Raw genomic sequence first — 17546 nt, 5'->3', positions numbered from 1 at the left:
ACCATATTACTTCCCTGCTGCTTCCAATGCTGCCTCAAATTGCTCGATGATGTCATCGGCATTTTCGATCCCAACCGAAATCCTGACCAGTCGATACGTAATGCCAAGCTCTGCCTGAGCCTCTGGCGGAAGTGCACGATGGGAGGTTTTCAGCGGATGGGAGACTGTCGTCTCAACTCCCGCAAGTGTAGGTACTATTTTTACCCAACCAAGCGATTTGAAAAATTTGTCTGTATCCACGTGTTCCGCCAACTCAATACTTACAATGGCACCAAAACCTTTTTCACCTTCTGAAAATGGATAATATACCTTTGAAACATTCTGATGTTCCTTTAGACTGTCTGCAAGCAGCCTGGCATTCTCGGATTGAGCTTTCATTCTTAAAGCAAGAGTCTTTAACCCTCTGCAAGTCAGCCACGCTTCAAACGGGCTGAGGTTCGCACCAAGATTCACGATTCTTGCACGCGCTTCTGCTATTAATTCCTTCTTGCCAACGACAACACCAGAGGTAACATCACTGTGACCGCCGATGTATTTCGTGGCACTGTGGACGACAAGATCGGCTCCCAGCAAAAACGGACGGACATGAAGCGGTGTAGCGAACGTATTATCAACTAATACAGTAAGATTTCTTTTCTTAGCCAGCGCAATGACTTCCTCCAATTTTTCAACACGAAGGAGCGGATTCGTGATGGACTCGGTGTAAAGAAGTTTCGTATTGGATTTAATGGCCTGCTCTACATTTTCCAGGTCTGCAAACGAGACAAACGTCGTTTCGATTCCGAAGCGTTCCAATTCAGCTTTCAGCATATGAAAACTGCCGCCATAAACATCATCAGCCGCAACAATATGATCGCCATTCTTCACCACTGCCAGGACACCAGCTAAAATCGCAGCCAAACCAGATGATGCCGCTACCCCGTCTTCAGCATATTCTAGCACTGCAACTGATTGACCGAGTTCATCGGTATTAGGGTTTCCGACTCTTGAATATAAATAATTTCCCTCTCCCTGATAAAAGCCCTCAAGCTCATCAAGGTCATTAAAGGTAAATGCTGATGTCTGGTAAATCGGTGTTGCCTTGCTCTTTATTCCCGCTTGCTTGTTATGTATGGAATGAATTACTTCCGTTTCAAATTTTTTCGTCATTTTGTCACCTGCTTTTAGAATTTGTAGTATGGAAAAAATAATCATAAAAAACCTCTCCAAATAAGGAGAGGTTACAGTTCAATCAGCCTCACTTATCTTCAGACTGCAATCTTCAGGAATTAGCACCTTTCATTATGAAAGAAGGTTGCCGGGCTTCACAGGGCCTGTCCCTCCGCCGCTCTGGATAAGAGGTATTTCGGGTTTAAAAATAGTTTAGATAGCTGAAGTATATCAGCATCGATGGTTTATCGTCAATGACAGTTCACTTACTGAAAACACTGGATTCAAGCTTAAAAACAGCTTATAAATTTCCAGCTCAATCTTCCGGATCGCTATCAAGCAGGTCCCAAGGCGTGATCACGCCAATTGGCTTTCCATGGCGGTCTCCCGTTTCCGTAATGATGACTGCCTGCAGCTTCTTGCCTCTTGTATGGTAACGCTCGAATAATTCTTCAATATGATACAGTGATGCATCCTCATCCACAAAGGTCACAAAGTAATTTTTCCCCTTCGTCAATAGTTCTTTGACACGGACGTCCTCGAAATGGACCACACTGTCGGAAAAATGCTTCGCCATCCACTGGATGATTTCCGTTGAAGTCAGCAAGGCAACATACTTATCATCCTTGTCGTAGACAGGGAATCTTGTAAAATCAAACTTATTGATCACTTTCAGCACATCTTTAAGATAAGCATCTTCATAATAATAAAACACCGGGCTGGTCGCGATTGATAATGCCGTCTGCGGCTTCTCAAACTCCCTGGCGATTTCCTCGATCCGTTCGACCACCTCAATATGCGGCTCGGCAATATAATAATCTGCGTTCACTCGTTCATGGACAATCGCATTGCGTAGCTTGGCAAACTGATGCAGCTCACTTTTATATTTACGAACCAGTGAATGATTTTTATACCCAGAGTACAGCAGTTCGACGAACGCATCGCTGTCCGTTCCCTTTACCATTTCCTTCAACGCTTTGTGAATCCTGTTAAAGGCCGTCTCGAACTTGCCGGATTGCTCCTTATGCTTTACTTCCTGGTCTTCTGGAGTTTTCGCTCCAGAGTCAGGATTTTTATTTGATGAATTCTTACCAGTTTCATTTCCACCCTTTTTCCCATTGCCGTTTATCGATTGATTGGAGGCTGGTTTGCCATTTTCTTTACCGTTGTGGGATGGATTTGAGGCTGGTTTGCCATTCTTAGATTGATTTGAAGCTGGTTTAACATTTTCTTTACCGTTCTTGGATGGATCGGAAGATGTGTTTCCATTGCCATTGCCTGCCTGTTGGTTGGCAGACTTGCTTTTATCATTTTTTGAATGGTTGGAAGAAGAGTTGCCATTCTCTCTTTTTGATTGATATGATGGCTTCCCATTTTCGCTTCCTTTATTGCCATCCTGCTTTTGATTTCTCTCATCAACCCGCTTCAATCTGTTTTCCTCTTTCTCCTGCGGTCTAGGATTGGTATTCATATATGACTTTCTTTTATTTTTACCAGTCTGATGATTCATCTTATTTTTTGAACCTGACTGGTTATTTGATTTATGTTTAGCTTGAGTATTGTTAGCCAAAATAGCCCCTCCGTAATTTCAAATAACTTCCCCTTCTCATTACCCCAATTACCGCTTTCACTAATCATGGATATATAATGAAAAAATACCAGCTTGCTTTAATGTTTGATACAATAAGTATAGTACATACCTTACTAATTAATAGTAGAATTTTTTATAGAAAAGGGTTTGATATTTAGTGGCAGCAACGAAGAAAAAAAGAATAGTCAAAGAGGTCACACAGCTTGTGACGATCACAATCGGGGCGATTATCGCGGCATTCGGGCTCGATTTGTTCCTTGTTCCTAACGCGATCCTTGACGGTGGGGTCATCGGTCTATCAATCATCGCAGCGGAACTGACGAACATATCGATGAGTATATTCCTGATTGTGTTTAACCTTCCTTTCCTGTATATCGGATATCGGAGAATGGGCTTAAAATTCACGCTTCGCACCTTGTATGGGGTCATTATTTTATCGGGAGCGACTGCTTATTTACACCATTTCGAACCTGTGACGGATGATTTATTTTTAGCAACGATCATCGGCGCGGTCATCCTTGGAACAGGGGTCGGTCTGGTCATCCGGGCAGGCGGCGCACTGGACGGAACAGAAATCATCGCCATCCTTGTCAGCAAAAAGCGCACCGTCTCTGTCGGGCAGATCGTCATGGTCATGAACTTATTCATCTTCATTTTAGCCGCCCTGCTCGTGTTCAGCTGGGAAACGGCCATGTACTCCATCATCACCTATTTCATTGCCTTCAAGATGATCGACGTCGTTGTCGAAGGCATGGAAGAGCTAAAATCAGTCACGATCATTTCCGATGTTCCTGAAGAAATCGCCGAAGCATTACTAAAGCAATTAGGCCGGGGGATGACCTATATCCAGGGCCAAGGTGTTTTTTCAAACGAGCCGAAAAAAATCATCTACACCATCGTTAGCCGAATCGAGTTGTCCACACTGCGCTCAGTTGTCGATGAAATTGATCCAAATGCGCTTGTCGCCATAGAAAATGTCGCCGACGTTTCAGGAAGCAACTTTGATAAGAGCGGCGGGCATTGATTCGACTTGATGGATGAGCAGTTGGTCGATAAATCCTGAAATGTGGTCGAAATAATTTAAAATCCGCCAATATAATTCGAAATGTGGTCGAATAATTTTAAAATGTGGTCGAATAAACTATTTTTTCGCCAATAAGTTTTTGATTAGGCTTTGTCTACGCTTGTTTCTCATGTAGTGTTTGGTATTTTCACCAGATTTTTTCCGATATTTTGTGTTTTTAATGTAAAAAGTGCCCTAGCGAGGAATCGCCGGGGCACTTTGCTGTTAATCAATCGGATTATTGAACTTCTTCTCTTTCTGTCCGGTTGTGAACTCGACTAGTTCTTCGGGTGTGTTGTTGCCTTTTTTCTTGTTGTTGTTGCGCTGGGCATTTCCGTTGCCGAGCTTTTGTCTACCCATTCTACCTCGCTCCTTTTAATGGATTCATGAAGTAGTATGGATTTTTTCTTCGGCGTTTATTCTAAGTTCAGGCGCCCTCCGAACGTTGGTTGCCTGCTCGTAAGCATAGGCAAGCCTGATCAGCAATGGTTCGCTGAAGGCGGTTCCCGAGAAGGTGATCCCGACTGGCTCTCCATCTTCAGTAAAAGCAGTCGGGACCGTAACGGATGGGTATCCTGCTTTAGAGCCGATTGTCGATCCATCCATCGGGAACAGCACCGCGTCAGCACCATATTCTTTCAAGGCATAGTCAATACCCTGCTCCCTTGCCATATAAAGATTGTATTCAAGCTCTTCGAGGTACTCAGCCTCGGTTAGGGTCCCGCTTGTTCCTTCAGATTCGAGCAGCACTTCCTGTCCGTACTTCAGCGTTTTTTCGCCATGCTCATAATTGAAGGCAATCACATCAGCAAGTGTCCTGACGGGAACATTCGGAGACAGACCTTTCAGATAAGCATTCAGATCCGCTTTGAATTCATAGCTCAAAACTTTGTATCCCCAGGTCGCTTTCGCCGCCGGGATTTCTGCTTCAACGATTTCCGCGCCAAGCTCCTCCAATTTTTCAACCGCTTTTTGAAAAATTTGCTCCTGTTCATGAGTCCACTCGCCAATATATTCTTCTCTGACAACAGCGATTTTAGCTCCTTTTAATGCTTTTTCATCAAAAAGAGAGACGTGTTTGAATTCAGGTAAACTGACCATCGTTGCCGGGTCTTGCGGATCCTGTCCGGCAATCGCTTCTAAAAGATAAACCGCATCCTTTACCGTTCTTGCCATCGGGCCTGCCGTATCCTGAGTGTGGGCAATCGGGATGATGCCGCTGCGGCTGACAAGTCCGACTGTCGGCTTGATGCCAACCAATGAATTTCTCGAAGAAGGATTTAAAATCGACCCATCTGTTTCCGTTCCGACTGCAACTGCAGCCAAATTAGCAGCAATTGCGGCACCCGAACCAGCACTCGAGCCGCCGACATCAAACTTCCCTGGACCATACGGATTCAGCACCTGGCCTCCACGTGAGCTGTAGCCGCTCTTCATGTTATTTGCCATGAAATTTGCCCATTCGGTCATATTCGTTTTGCCAAGAATGACGGCGCCTGCTTCCCTGAGCTTGGCGGCGACAAAGGAATCCTTCTGGGCAAATGAATCCTTCAATGCCAGTGATCCAGCACTAGTATGCATTTTATCGTTAGTATCAATATTATCTTTGATGAGGACCGGAATGCCGTGCAAAGGGCCTCTGGGACCTTTCTGTTTTCGTTCAGCATCCAGGGCAGCCGCAATGTGCAGTGCATCGGGATTCAACTCAAGCACGGACTTGGTTATACTATCAAAAGCCGGGATGCGGGCCTGATACATCAGGACCAAATCATGCGAAGAAAGTTCGCCATTCTCCATTTTCTCCTGCATCTCATCAATCGTCGCTTCCGGCAGCCACTCTTCCATCAATGTATTCAAATGTGGATTTTTCACTTTCAACAATTCCTTTCAAAAGGGCTCTGTTATGTTGATACAACCGCTTATCAGAGCCTTCAAAAATAATCTACGGAATATATATTCTGATTTTTTCACTTAAAACCCTTTATTTACAGTAAAAAAGCTATAGGAAAAAGTCCTATAGCTTCGCAACTCATTATTCAGGATCGACAATTTTACCGCCGTAAAATTCTTTTTGCACTGGCGTAATATTAAGTGCTTTGCAGTATTTTTTCATATCGCGCTCTTCACGCTCGTTGACAATCGAGATGACGGTTCCTTCCGCGCCGAATCGGCCTGTACGTCCGGAGCGGTGAACATATTGGTCCTGCTCCCTCGGGAAATCAAAATGGACGACATGCGTGACACCCTTGATATCCAATCCGCGTGCTGCGATATCGGTGACAAGCAGCATTTCGCTGTTGCCATCACGGAATTTGTTCAAATACCGCTGACGGTCCTGTTTGTCCAAATCACTGTGCAGCTGGCCGACATGAATGTCCTTGAACTTCAGTTTTTCAGCAGCTATAGTCAGGTTCGCGATGTCCTTGATGAAAACAAGTGACTTCGTTCCATCCAGGCGGGCAATCTTCTCAAGGACTTTGATTTTGTCACGCTGCTCGCTGAGAAAATAAATATGCTCAACTTTGGCAGCATCGATCGTCTCATCCTTTTTGACATTGATGATCTCTGGGTCCTTCGCCAATCTCTTGATTGATTTTTCAACAGTCTCTGGAAGAGTGGCTGAAAATAGCAGAAGCTGTCTTTGATCAGCAAGTGTCGATTTAACAATGCTTTTTACCGTTTCATTATGCTCAGGAGTTAGAAGCTGGTCGCCTTCATCAAGGACCACTGTATGGACTTTGTGCATTTTCAGCTTCTTTTGCTTGATCAGTTCATTCGTCCGGCCCGGAGTTCCGACGATGATATGCGGGCTCTTCTTCAGCTTGTCAATCTGGCGCTTCAGGTTCGCACCGCCGATCAGGCTTGCCGATTTGATTCCGCTGCCTTCGCTCCATTTCTGGATTTCGGCCAGGATCTGCATGACAAGCTCCTGTGATGAAGCCAGGATGACTGCCTGTGTGTTCTGCATTTTAGGATCGATTTTATTTAAAACAGGAAGCAGGTACGCCAAAGTTTTTCCAGTACCAGTCGGCGACTCTCCGACAACATCTTTTCCTTCTATTATTAGCGGAATGGCTGTCGTCTGGACAGAAGTCATCGTCTCGAATCCGGCCTTCTCCCAGGCCTGCTGCAGGAACGGTTGTAGTTGCGATATAATTTGTTGAGTTTCTGACATGATTTTCTCCTTCAGTTAAACATTCTAGTATTGATACTAGCTAAAACACGAATATAAGTCCAGTATTCCCCTGAAAATTGGCATTTTGCACCTTTTATTATAGATTGTTTTTTAGCTGATTATGTTTTATTGGCGGTTTTCACAATTTTATTGGCGATAATTCAAATATATTGGCGATTCCACAGATTTATTGGCGAAAATTTTAATATATTGGCGAAAATCCAATTTTATTGGCGACTTGGAAATTCTGAGCGATTTTTTCCAATTCATAAATAGACATCGAGCGAGTGATGTCTCCGAATATCACAAAAAAACATCGAGCGAGAAGCCGCCCGATGTCTTCAAAAACTAAATCTTATTTATGGATCCAAACTGCACCAGCAGAGTTATCCTTCGCTTCGCCGATGACCTGGAACTTCAATCCGTAGTTAGGCAGCTTTTTGCCTGCATCTGGAATCAGTTCGTTGATGTACTTATTTGAGTCATCAAATGTTGTCACACCTGGAAGGCCTTGATAATCGAATAGTCCGCGAGATGGAGAATCGACTGTCCAGGCAGGTGCCTTATCCAATGAGAATGCTGCGTCAGCAATTTGATAACGTGTGCTGCTATTTACAGAATCCTGTCCGTTAAGCGTGCCGACGATTGCTTCTGGATGAGAGTCAACAACCCCTATGAAGCCTTCGCCCGGGTGAACGCCAACCCAGTTATCAGTGAAGCTGTCATCACCGTACCAGACAACTAAACCAGTGTTGTACTTCACTCCGCGGCCGGCAATCAATCCCTTGTCAGCGCCAGCGTAATTTCTCCACTCAAGATAGTAGTAGTGGTCTTTATCAAACAAACCATTTGTAGAGATGAATCCATCAAGAGTCACTTGCTGAGTGCCTTCAGCATCGTCAGAGAAAGCAACTTCGCCGTCAACAGTCAGGCTCAGGTTGTCGATAGCGAAACCTTCTGGAGCAAGTCCTCCGTCTGTTACATATTCAAATACAAGCTGCACTTTCTGGCCTGCGAACTGGCTTAAGTCATAAGACTTGTCTGCCCATTCACCTTGAGTTGTTTCCATGCCGCCAGAAGTGTTTTCGTCTCCGATTACATCCAACTCAACTTCTGTACCATCTTCTGTTACTGCGTTTACAAATACATAGTCATAATCGAATTCTACTTCGTACCATGCTTTGTAGTCAAAAGTAGCTGTCGTTGCAGCTGTCAGGTCGAATACAGGTGTTTCCAATGCAGTGTGCAGGTCATCGCCTTTTGTGCTGTAATAGTACTTTTCGCCGAAACCTGGCTCAATGCCTTGAACCTTTTTCTTAGGAAGGTTCACTTTGACAATGCCGTTATTCTTTGACTTCGTGACGCTCTGGTCAATGACTGCTGTCAAACCGTTTTCGTCAATTTCGTCATAGTTAACTTCTGTAATGTTGGCCCAGTTGCCGCCCATGATTTTCTGGAAATACTCTTTGTTCTGAGGAGAGAAGCTTGTAGGCTCTGTGCCTGCAACTGCTCCATTCCAGCTGCCGCCGCTCATGATTGACCATGATGCAACCGGCTCGCCTTGTCCAGTGTACTGTGTGTCATACTCATCTGGAAGGCCTAGGTCGTGGCCGAATTCGTGTGCGAATACACCAACCGCTCCATCTTCAGGCTCGATAGTGTAATCGTATGCCGCCATTGATCCGTCCCAATAAGGTACTTGAGCGGTTCCTTCAGTGCCAGGAACTTTATGAACTCCATTCAATACCCAGCGGTGTGACCAAATAGCATCGTCACCAAGCTTGCCGCCGCCAGCTTCCTGGCCGACACCAGCGTGAAGCACCATCAAGTGGTCAACAAGTCCGTCCGGCTCGTTTTGATCGCCGTCACCATCAAGGTCATAAAGATCGAACTGGTCGAACTCAGAAAGATCAAGACCGCCTTCAACCGCTGCTTTCAATGCATCTTTTACAAAATTACGTGGTCCAACTTCTCCATTGTTGTCATGCCCGCCTTCCGGATTGTCGTCACCATAGTCAGCAGCATTTCCAGGTACCGTTACCCAGTCTGTTACATGACCGTCAACTGTGTAGCTTCCGCCAGACTGCTCTTCATAGTACTGCTTGAACGTCTGAACCTTTTCACCGTTGAATAATGTGAACTCTTCATCGCCGAACAGCATTTTTTCATAATGCTCACGGCTAAAATCGTCTGAATACATATAGCCTTCTTCTTGCTCGATGCTATTGTGCTTGAAGTCCGCGAATTCCGCTAAAAGAACCAGAACCTTGTCCTCCCTGACTCCGCCATTGTAAGGAGCCTGTTTCGCAGGATCCACTTTCGCGTAGCCTGTTGGCTTGCCTTTTTTATAATTGTCATGCCCTTTTTCAAGCTGCTTTGTCAGCTTGTCCTTTTGCTTTGTCAAAAAGTCCTTGGACTTCTTGGCCATTTCAACTTCGGCAGCATGCTTGTCTGTCTTGCCCGCTTTTGCTCCCTGCTTCTGTTTAATATATTCTGTTACCGCTTTGTTGACTTCTTCCGATGAAGCACCTTTCGCAATCAGGCCTCGCTCCTGCAAAGCCTTTGCAAGGCGGTCCTGGTCAACAATGTTTAGATCGATTGGTGCAGATACCGGCGCTGTTGAAGCTTCAACAGTCTTAGTTGCTGCTGGTGAACCTGCAAATGAACCAGCAAATAATGTAGAAGCGAATACAGCACTTGCTGCCACGCTGGATAGAACCTTCAACGAACTTTTCTTCTTCAAAAAGATAACCCCCTGCTATTTTCCAAGTTTCGATTTTTCATATTTTCTGAAGAATCTGATGAAATTGTAGCAAGGTTTTGAAATATTGTAAATTTTTATAATATAATAATATTTACCTATAAAATTACTCGTTTTTGTTAAAAAAACTTATTTTAAAAATAAAACTCAGTCTATCATCCTGTTTCTATCTCAAAAATAAGTGTATTTAAAACTATTTTAATAAAGTTTCATATTGGGAAATTTTCTTCGTGTCTCTAAATTTGATTCTAATGGACTATCAGGAAAATACTGGTTTCCGCAAAAAAGGGGAGCACATATTTGCGCTCCCCTTCTAAACTATTAATTTAATTTCGTTACTCTGCCTTCGATTTCTGGATTAACTTCACCGTGGGCCTTGATATAGTTGACCAATGCATCCAAATCTACTACATCAATTGTCTTGTCATTGATCGTCGCAAGGATTGCATATCCATCCCCGCCTCCAGCCATGTAGTTATTGACTGTGATTGAATAGGTTTGATGCATTTCAACAGGTGTTCCGTCATTCTTCGTTATCGACACAATACGGTCACCTGCAGCTCTTGAATCATCATAAGTTACCTTCAGACCGGAAATTGGCATGATGCGAACTTTACTGCCCCATTGCTGCTCGAGCAATGTTTTGATGACTTCGCCAGTAACGTTCATTTTCACAAGATCGTTTCCGAATGGCTGTACTGTGAATGCTTCTTTCCAAGTGATCGGACCTGCATCGATATCAGCACGAACTCCACCTGAATTCATGAAGGCAAAATCAGTGCCTGTCTGCCAGCGCATAGCGTCAGCAACCAGGTTACCCATTGCAGATTCACCAGCAGCATTAGTATCGCGGGTAATCATTTCAGGAGTTGATCCAATCACCTCATTAAGAATCGGTGCGACATCCGCAACATAACTGTCAAGCATCGCTTTGATTTCAGCATCTGGCTCAATTTGATCACGGTATGTTGTGACGATTTCAGATTTGCCAACCATGACGTCCTTCGTTACAGGATTAATCAATATGTCAACATCTGAAAATGCTGTACCTGAAGAATAGGACTGGACGACAATTTTGCCGTCAACTTTAGTGTTAGTGAAAGCATGGTTATGCCCGCCTAACAACACATCTACTTCATCATCGACATTTTGGGCGATTTCAACAAGCTCTTCACCTGCGTCAGAACCATCCATTTTTGAAAAGGATGGGTTATGCGCTAAAACAACAATTGTTTCAACACCTTGTGCCTTTAACTCCTCAGTATAGAAGTTGATTGCTTCAGTTTCGTCAGTGAATTGCACGTCTGTGACCGCACTTGGAATAACAATGTTTGGTGTATCAGATAAAGCTACCCCGATGACACCGACTGGAATTCCATTTACATCGATTACTGTATATGGATCTAAAATACTCTCACCTGTAACTTTGTCAACAACATTAGCCGCGACATAAGGGAAATTGGCACCTTCGAATACACCATACTTGTCCACTGTTTTCGGATGGGCTCCACCATCGATCAAGCGCATCATTTCCTCTACACCTTCATCAAACTCGTGGTTGCCGACAGTACCTGCGTCAAAACCAAGCTCGTTCAAGATCTTGATAGTAGGCTCGTCTTGAAGCAAAGCAGATACCGGTGAGCTTGCTCCAACAGCATCGCCTGCATGAAGCATCAATGTATTAGGATTTTCAGATTCGCGTTCTTTCAAATATGCAGCAAGGTATTCAACACCGCCTGCATTGATTTTTGAGTTATAAGTGTCCAGCTGGCCATGGAAATCATTGATTCCCAGAAGCTGAAGGCCGATTGGCAGGTGCAGCTGGTATTTTGCAAATCCATCCGCAGCATCTCCAGCATAGTTAATCAAACCTGACTCCGGAAGCGCTTCTTCTGCAGCAGGTGAAGAAGTGAATGTTACATTCAGCTCTTTTTCGACTCCTGCAAAACTCCAGTTATGATCAGCAGATGGGTCGATTGTTCCCAGTTCACTGATATAATCGATGATTACCTGACGGTTTTCATCCGGATACATTTCCACTGCCGTTTTATTTCTGACACCCGGGAAGTTTCCGCTAGCACGATAGTTATTCGTTACAACAAGGAATTCCTGTTCCAGATCGATTGGCTGTCCATTATATTGCAGGTTTTTAATCCGGTTTGCTTCCGCATTGACCGTATTGCCATCCTTATCGTATTTTGCTGGTTGAGTAACATCGATTTCATACGTTACACCATCGATGACATCATAGTTATACGTTGGGAAGGTGGAGTTAACTAACTCTTGTTCTTCCGTTTTATTTTCATCGATTTGGTTGAACTGCCCTGCAGACATTTCAAGCCATTCCTTCACATCCGCACCTGTCACCTTGATAGTTGCCACTGTGTTTGGATACAGATAAAGATCTGCCACGTTCTTGATTGCAATTTGTCCCTCAGGAATGTAGGTATAGTATTCTGAACCATTGCGTCCGCCTGCTTTAAAAGGTGCTCCGGCTGAAAGGATTGGCAGATTCTCGTCTGCAGTGCCTTTTACTTTTTTCTCAGCATACCATTTCTGTGCATTTGTGACGATTTGGATAGATGGATCGTCCTGGACTAATGCAAAATAGCTGTGGATATCAGCAGTTGTTTTGCCTACCGGCTGATTTACATACTCCACCGTACCTTCATGATCTTCTTTTACCGCTTCTAAAATTTCATCATCTGGTTTTGCCAACTCTGTCTTAGTCGCTTTATCGTAGACAGCTCTTAGTTGAGACTTGGAGCTCTTCACTTTCCATTTGCCTTTTTCTTTTACAATGGTAAGGTCCATGACACCAAGCTGATTTCCCCAGCTGCCCGGCATGACGACCGGAACACCATTGATTGTGCCGTTTTCAGCATCAACGCCTGGCAAATCAGTGAAGCTTCCTGGGAAGTTCTGGTGGTTGTGGCCGGAGATGATAGCATCGATCCCTTCAACTTTTGTCAGGTCGTATGCAGCATTTTCTTCCATCTCAACTACTTTTTCGTCGCCAATTCCAGAGTGTGCAAGTGCGATGATGATATCAGCGCCCTCTTCTTTCATTTTAGGAATTTGGGATTCTACTGATTTTACAATATCTTTCGTAATCACTTTTCCGTCAAGATTCGCTTTGTCCCACTGGACGATTTGCGGTGTCACCGCACCGACAACACCAATTTTAATCACCTTGGTTTTGCCATTTGTATCCGTTACCTTTTTATTAAAGACCGTGTAAGGCTTAAAATAGTTCTCATCATTGTCAGGATTGTCATCGCCATCATACTTGTAGACGTTGGCATTTACATACGGCATTGGCGCGTCATCAAGGACTTCATCAAGGTAGTCCAATCCATAGTTAAACTCGTGGTTTCCAACTGTCGCAGCATCATAATCCAATAGTTCCATAGCTTCAAAGACAGGGTGCATTTCCCCATCTTCAAGTACATCAACCTTGGCTTTATAGTCGCCGAGCGGATTCCCCTGAATCAGGTCACCATTATCGAATAACAAGCTGTTTTTACCAGCGGCTTCTTCTCTTGCTTCTTTAATTAAAGTAGCCGTTTTAGCCAAACCGAAGTCAGGAACCGCCACTCCTTTGTAGTAATCGAAGTTATATAAATTTGTATGAATATCTGTCGTTCCCATAATACGCAGCTGCACTTCATGCTTCCCCGCTTGATCCGGCTTCCCAGCTGCAAATGATTTATAAGAAACTGGGCCCGCTAACACAGACAATGCCATTGTTGTTGCGACAACAGTTTTTCCTATCTTGCGAAAAGGCTTCTTCAAGAAATCCATCTCCTTAATGATTAAATTGGTAGATACGTGTTTAATTATAGTAGGAATCATGAATTCGGAAATGGACTGTTAGACCTGACTTTTCTGAACATTTTGTCGTAAAAACGCTTGCATTTAGGTCTATATCACTCAATTTAAAATACACACCCTTATAACTAAATTCCCATTCGAATGATATAAAATAAATATCTCCTGATAAGGCTCTGCCATATATTATTGAGATTGAAAATATACTAGAGTGGTAATGTACAGTAGACCCTTTTCAAGGAGTGTTTGAACTATGAAGGAATTATTGAAAGAATTGATCCTGATTGACAGCTCCACGAAGGAAGGTGCCAATCAGGCGGTCGAGTTTTGCAAGCAGTGGCTTATTGAGCATAAATTGCAGCCGAGTTTGATTGAAAACAACGGATATAAGATGGTAGTCTGCGAGATAGGCGAAGGAGATAAAACGATTGTATTCAATGGTCATGTTGATGTCGTCAGCGGAAAAAAAGAGCAATTTATTCCCGTTGAAAAGAATGGCCGAATCTACGCTAGAGGCGCAGCTGATATGAAAGCTGGAGTTGCGGCGATGATGGTGGCGATGAAAGAGTTGCGTAATCAAAAAATCGGGGTAAAAATTCAGCTGCAGATTGTTTCTGACGAAGAGATCGGCGGGATGAATTGTACTGGCTACCTTGTAGAAAATGATTATCGCGGGGATTTTGTCATCTCCTCTGAACCAACACAGTTGGGGATCGCCCTCCAGGCAAAAGGTGTCTTGAGGCTTGAAGTCGAAGTCACCGGAAAATCCGCTCATGGCAGCCGGCCGTGGGAAGGTGATAATGCGATCGTCAAAGCGTATCGAGTATACGAAAAACTGCAGGAACTGCCTTTTACAAAAGAAAGTTCGGAGTTTTACCCATCACCATCTGTTAACCTAGCCATCATATCCGGTGGTGAAGTTTTTAATAAGGTACCTGATCATTGTGTCATGTCCCTAGATATCCGCTATCTCCCTGGACAGGATCCCGATTCAATTGTGCAGCAAATCGAAGGGATATCAGAAGGCAAAGTTACCGTTGGGCTGAAGGGAATCCCTGTGGCGACAAAACAGGATGATCCATTCATCAACCAGCTGAAACCCGTTTTGGAAAAACATATTGCTGGTGAAGCAGTGATATTCGGCCAGCACGGGGCAGCAGACACCCAGTATTTCGCAGCACACGGAATCCCGGCAATCGAGTTCGGTCCAAGCGGAGCAAACTGGCACGGAGATGATGAATTTGTCGAGCTGGAATCACTCGAAAAGTATAAGGAAATTTTGATAGATTACGTTAAAAGCTATTAAATAGACTAAAAGACAGCCACTCGGCTGTCTTTTTAACTGCTTAAACGATATTTCTTTGTCCATGAGTAAAACAATAAACCCAAAACTAATACTATTTGCAGCAAAAAGACAACCGAATCCCAAAAACGAATGCTGGTGATTGGTTCCAGGAACCCCGGCAACATGATTTCGCTCACCGCGAAGATCATTTGCGGGATGTAGTAGTAGGCGGTGATGATAAACGTGAGCAGGACGCCTGCAAGGTAAAAACCGGCATATCTGCGAACGAACTTCTCTTCTCCGGCGAAGGTCTCTGTTTCTGGCACTCTTAGGAAAGGCATCCATCTCGCCAAGAAGTTGCGCCCATTTTCCATTAGATTGTAGCAGCCGGTTAGGTTTTCTATGACATAATAAAGGTCAGTCTTCATAAAAACGGCAGTTTGGTATATTAGACGGATAAACGTGTCCAGTACGACAAGCTTCAGCAATCCTATAGTGACGGCATTATCACTCACGAAAAACTGGGCTGCCAATGCCAGGAACAATACTGCGACATCAAAATTCATCCCGGCAAGATAAAGCTTATTGCGCTTTTCTGCCGGCAATTTCCACACCTGGGACATATCGGTCTCTAACACAATAAGAAACAGACGGTTCCCCACTTCTATTTTTGCCGGCAAACCTTCAGAACGGACCGCAAGCACATGGCCGAATTCATGCAGGATCACAAGGAAGAAAGAGATCAACAACAAGGTAATGATATTTTGGAACATCAGGTCAAACATAAACAGATCCGAATAGCGTGGGAATAAGTCTGGTTTGAACAGGATCAAACCTATACTTGCCCCGAGTAAAAGGACGTACAACTTTGAACTGATTGGATTGAAGAAGAAACGGCCTAGGGATTGTGGGAGCCAAGAAAAGCCAGATTTGGATTGTTCCACATAACTTCTTTGGATAGGTATACCATCGATTTCTCTAACCAAATTAAGTTCTAAAAGTTGGTTAATAAACCCCCAAACATCAATATCTTCATCCGGGTATTGATAAATCAAGGACTTTTCAATTTCCCTGAGAGGAATTTTTTTGTTCATTAACTCAATAGCTGTAATACAAACCTCTGGCATTTCATAGAAATCACCAGTAACTTCATCCTCCACAATATAATAACGATTATCTTTTCTTACTTTTAGAGGAAGCAGTGATATTTCAGAAGTATAGGTTAGTTCCATATAAGCCCCCACTTAAAGAAAGGAATCAGGCTATAAAGCTGATCCCTTTCTTTACAAGAAATTATAGAAATTATAAAAGTATGCACCACCAGCAAGTTGTCTTTACTTTTTTCAGTTTACGAATCTTCATACTGTTACCTCCTCCCTATCTTTATAATCTTCACCTGAAAGAGTGGTAGACCAATCGTAACTCCGATGATATTGAACCCATTTAGGGAAGATTTTTTTAAACAATTCTACTAATTGAGGATCAAATTGAGTTCCTTGCCCATCTATTATTCTGGTGTATGCCTCATCAACAGAGAGTGCGTCCCGATAAGATCTTGAGGATGTCATTGCATCAAATGCATCAGCAATTGATACGACACGTGCTAAGAGCGGTATTGATTCCCCCTTAAGGCTTTCTGGATACCCCTTACCGTCCCATCTTTCATGATGAGACATTATAATGGCTATACTACTTTCTAGTCCCTTCACTTTTAGAATAGCCTCTGCACCAACAGACGGATGTGTTTTTATTACATCAAACTCACTCTTTGAAAGCTTTCCTGGCTTCATTAAGATAGAGTCAGGTATATTAACCTTTCCAATGTCATGCAATAAACAAGCGTAGTTAAAGGCACTTAACTCCTCTTGTGAGAATCTCCCCGTCTCAATGGCCAGAGTCTGAGCATAATGTGCTACTCGTTCACTATGTCCCCTTGTATATGGATCTTTTAATTCAATTGTGGCTATTACTCCTTTAACTATACCTTGCAACTGATAATCGTAAGATTTTCTAATAGTTACTAGATAGCTTTGAAAGCGAACCAAAATTAGGTAGGCTATCCCACTTAATATTAAAACCAAAACTATTGGACCAATCGTATTTTCAGAGTCTAGATAGAATCCAAAAAAAGCATATTTGAATATCAATGTACCAGTTACTACCCTAAAGAAACGTGTATTAACAAAAAATGGAGTGAATAAAACAGCTATGATTTCTACAGCATTTCCACTCTGATATTCGAGATTACTCTTTGAATATATGGAAACTTCACTAATTATTGAAGTAAGAAAGTAACCAATTATAAAAATATATTTAAATATGTAAACTTTTTCTTTCCTTTTTAATAGAATAAAAATAGGTAAAGCAATAAGCAGCCAAATATATACCCAATAATTTATTTCTCTAGGCAAATTTAAGTCTATATTTTTATAAAAGCTATGGTAAAAAACTTCATAGATTAAATAGACTGTATAAAATAATATCAAGAACCACTTTAAAGCTCTTTGTTCTTCATAAATGAAGGTTTGATTAATTTTCTCATTATACATAGTGGTACCTCACGATCGTTCAGCTGTGTTATCATTGTTATCGCCCAAAATCCTTCTAAATTAATAGTTTATAAACTCCTAAGTAAAAATATGAGTATTTATACCTATTAAATTTCGACCTAAAGCGACAATATCTCTCATT

11 protein-coding genes and 1 riboswitch are annotated in these 17546 nt (G+C 43.0%); of the genes, 2 read left to right on the top strand and 9 right to left on the bottom strand.

Going from position 1 to position 17546, the window contains the following annotated elements; genetic code table 11:
- Window positions 1–6: 6 nt before the first annotated feature.
- Both FOF60_RS03985 and FOF60_RS03980 read right to left on the bottom strand, forming a co-directional pair.
- Complete coding sequence (locus tag FOF60_RS03985; protein ID WP_192469666.1) at window positions 7–1149, bottom strand: trans-sulfuration enzyme family protein; 1143 nt, start codon at window positions 1147–1149, stop codon at window positions 7–9.
- A gap of 89 nt (window positions 1150–1238) precedes the next feature.
- Window positions 1239–1340, bottom strand: a riboswitch (SAM riboswitch).
- Between the two features lie 125 nt (window positions 1341–1465).
- Window positions 1466–2719, bottom strand: coding sequence for a CBS domain-containing protein (locus tag FOF60_RS03980; RefSeq protein WP_225649761.1), 1254 nt, complete (start codon window positions 2717–2719; stop codon window positions 1466–1468).
- A gap of 178 nt (window positions 2720–2897) precedes the next feature.
- Between FOF60_RS03980 and FOF60_RS03975 the strand changes: the two genes are divergently transcribed.
- Window positions 2898–3764: a YitT family protein gene (locus tag FOF60_RS03975; protein WP_192469667.1), complete on the top strand. Its 867-nt coding sequence runs from the start codon at window positions 2898–2900 to the stop codon at window positions 3762–3764.
- 264 nt (window positions 3765–4028) lie between these two features.
- Here FOF60_RS03975 and FOF60_RS03970 read toward each other — a convergent pair whose 3' ends face one another.
- The 5 genes from FOF60_RS03970 to FOF60_RS03950 all read right to left on the bottom strand — a co-directional run bounded on the left by FOF60_RS03970 (window position 4029) and on the right by FOF60_RS03950 (window position 13543).
- Entirely contained in the window at window positions 4029–4163 is a 135-nt protein-coding gene (locus tag FOF60_RS03970) for a hypothetical protein (RefSeq protein ID WP_023625781.1), read from the bottom strand.
- A gap of 24 nt (window positions 4164–4187) precedes the next feature.
- Window positions 4188–5675, bottom strand: a complete 1488-nt coding sequence (locus FOF60_RS03965; protein WP_264647640.1) for an amidase family protein — start codon at window positions 5673–5675, stop codon at window positions 4188–4190.
- Window positions 5676–5835: 160 nt separating this feature from the next.
- Window positions 5836–6978: a DEAD/DEAH box helicase gene (locus FOF60_RS03960; protein ID WP_192469668.1), complete on the bottom strand. Its 1143-nt coding sequence runs from the start codon at window positions 6976–6978 to the stop codon at window positions 5836–5838.
- Between the two features lie 355 nt (window positions 6979–7333).
- Window positions 7334–9721, bottom strand: coding sequence for an immune inhibitor A domain-containing protein (locus FOF60_RS03955; RefSeq protein WP_192469669.1), 2388 nt, complete (start codon window positions 9719–9721; stop codon window positions 7334–7336).
- A 339-nt stretch (window positions 9722–10060) separates the two neighbouring features.
- Complete coding sequence (locus FOF60_RS03950; RefSeq protein ID WP_192469900.1) at window positions 10061–13543, bottom strand: bifunctional 2',3'-cyclic-nucleotide 2'-phosphodiesterase/3'-nucleotidase; 3483 nt, start codon at window positions 13541–13543, stop codon at window positions 10061–10063.
- Between the two features lie 280 nt (window positions 13544–13823).
- On the opposite strand from FOF60_RS03950, the gene FOF60_RS03945 reads away from it, so the two are divergent.
- Window positions 13824–14876, top strand: a complete 1053-nt coding sequence (locus FOF60_RS03945; RefSeq protein ID WP_192469670.1) for a M20 family metallopeptidase — start codon at window positions 13824–13826, stop codon at window positions 14874–14876.
- Between the two features lie 32 nt (window positions 14877–14908).
- On the opposite strand, the gene FOF60_RS03940 is transcribed toward FOF60_RS03945, so the two are convergent.
- Window positions 14909–16087, bottom strand: a complete 1179-nt coding sequence (locus tag FOF60_RS03940; RefSeq protein WP_192469671.1) for a hypothetical protein — start codon at window positions 16085–16087, stop codon at window positions 14909–14911.
- Between the two features lie 126 nt (window positions 16088–16213).
- Entirely contained in the window at window positions 16214–17404 is a 1191-nt protein-coding gene (locus tag FOF60_RS03935; protein WP_192469672.1) for an HD-GYP domain-containing protein, read from the bottom strand.
- Between the last annotated feature and the right edge of the window lie 142 nt (window positions 17405–17546).

Origin of the sequence: Mesobacillus jeotgali (assembly GCF_014856545.2) — a bacterium.
Taxonomy (GTDB): Bacteria; Bacillota; Bacilli; order Bacillales; family Cytobacillaceae; genus Mesobacillus.
The sequence above is the reverse complement of the archived record's forward strand: the minus strand, read 5'-3'. Positions and strand labels throughout refer to the sequence as shown.

Excerpts from the sequence above, each read along its gene's own strand:
- FOF60_RS03985 (WP_192469666.1), bottom strand. The coding sequence starts at position 1,149 with ATGACGAAAAAATTTGAAACGGAAGTAATTCATTCCATACATAACAAG.
- FOF60_RS03970 (WP_023625781.1), bottom strand. The coding sequence starts at position 4,163 with ATGGGTAGACAAAAGCTCGGCAACGGAAATGCCCAGCGCAACAACAAC.
- FOF60_RS03960 (WP_192469668.1), bottom strand. The coding sequence starts at position 6,978 with ATGTCAGAAACTCAACAAATTATATCGCAACTACAACCGTTCCTGCAG.
- FOF60_RS03950 (WP_192469900.1), bottom strand. The coding sequence starts at position 13,543 with ATGGATTTCTTGAAGAAGCCTTTTCGCAAGATAGGAAAAACTGTTGTC.
- FOF60_RS03945 (WP_192469670.1), top strand. The coding sequence starts at position 13,824 with ATGAAGGAATTATTGAAAGAATTGATCCTGATTGACAGCTCCACGAAG.
- FOF60_RS03940 (WP_192469671.1), bottom strand. The coding sequence starts at position 16,087 with ATGGAACTAACCTATACTTCTGAAATATCACTGCTTCCTCTAAAAGTA.
- FOF60_RS03935 (WP_192469672.1), bottom strand. The coding sequence starts at position 17,404 with ATGTATAATGAGAAAATTAATCAAACCTTCATTTATGAAGAACAAAGA.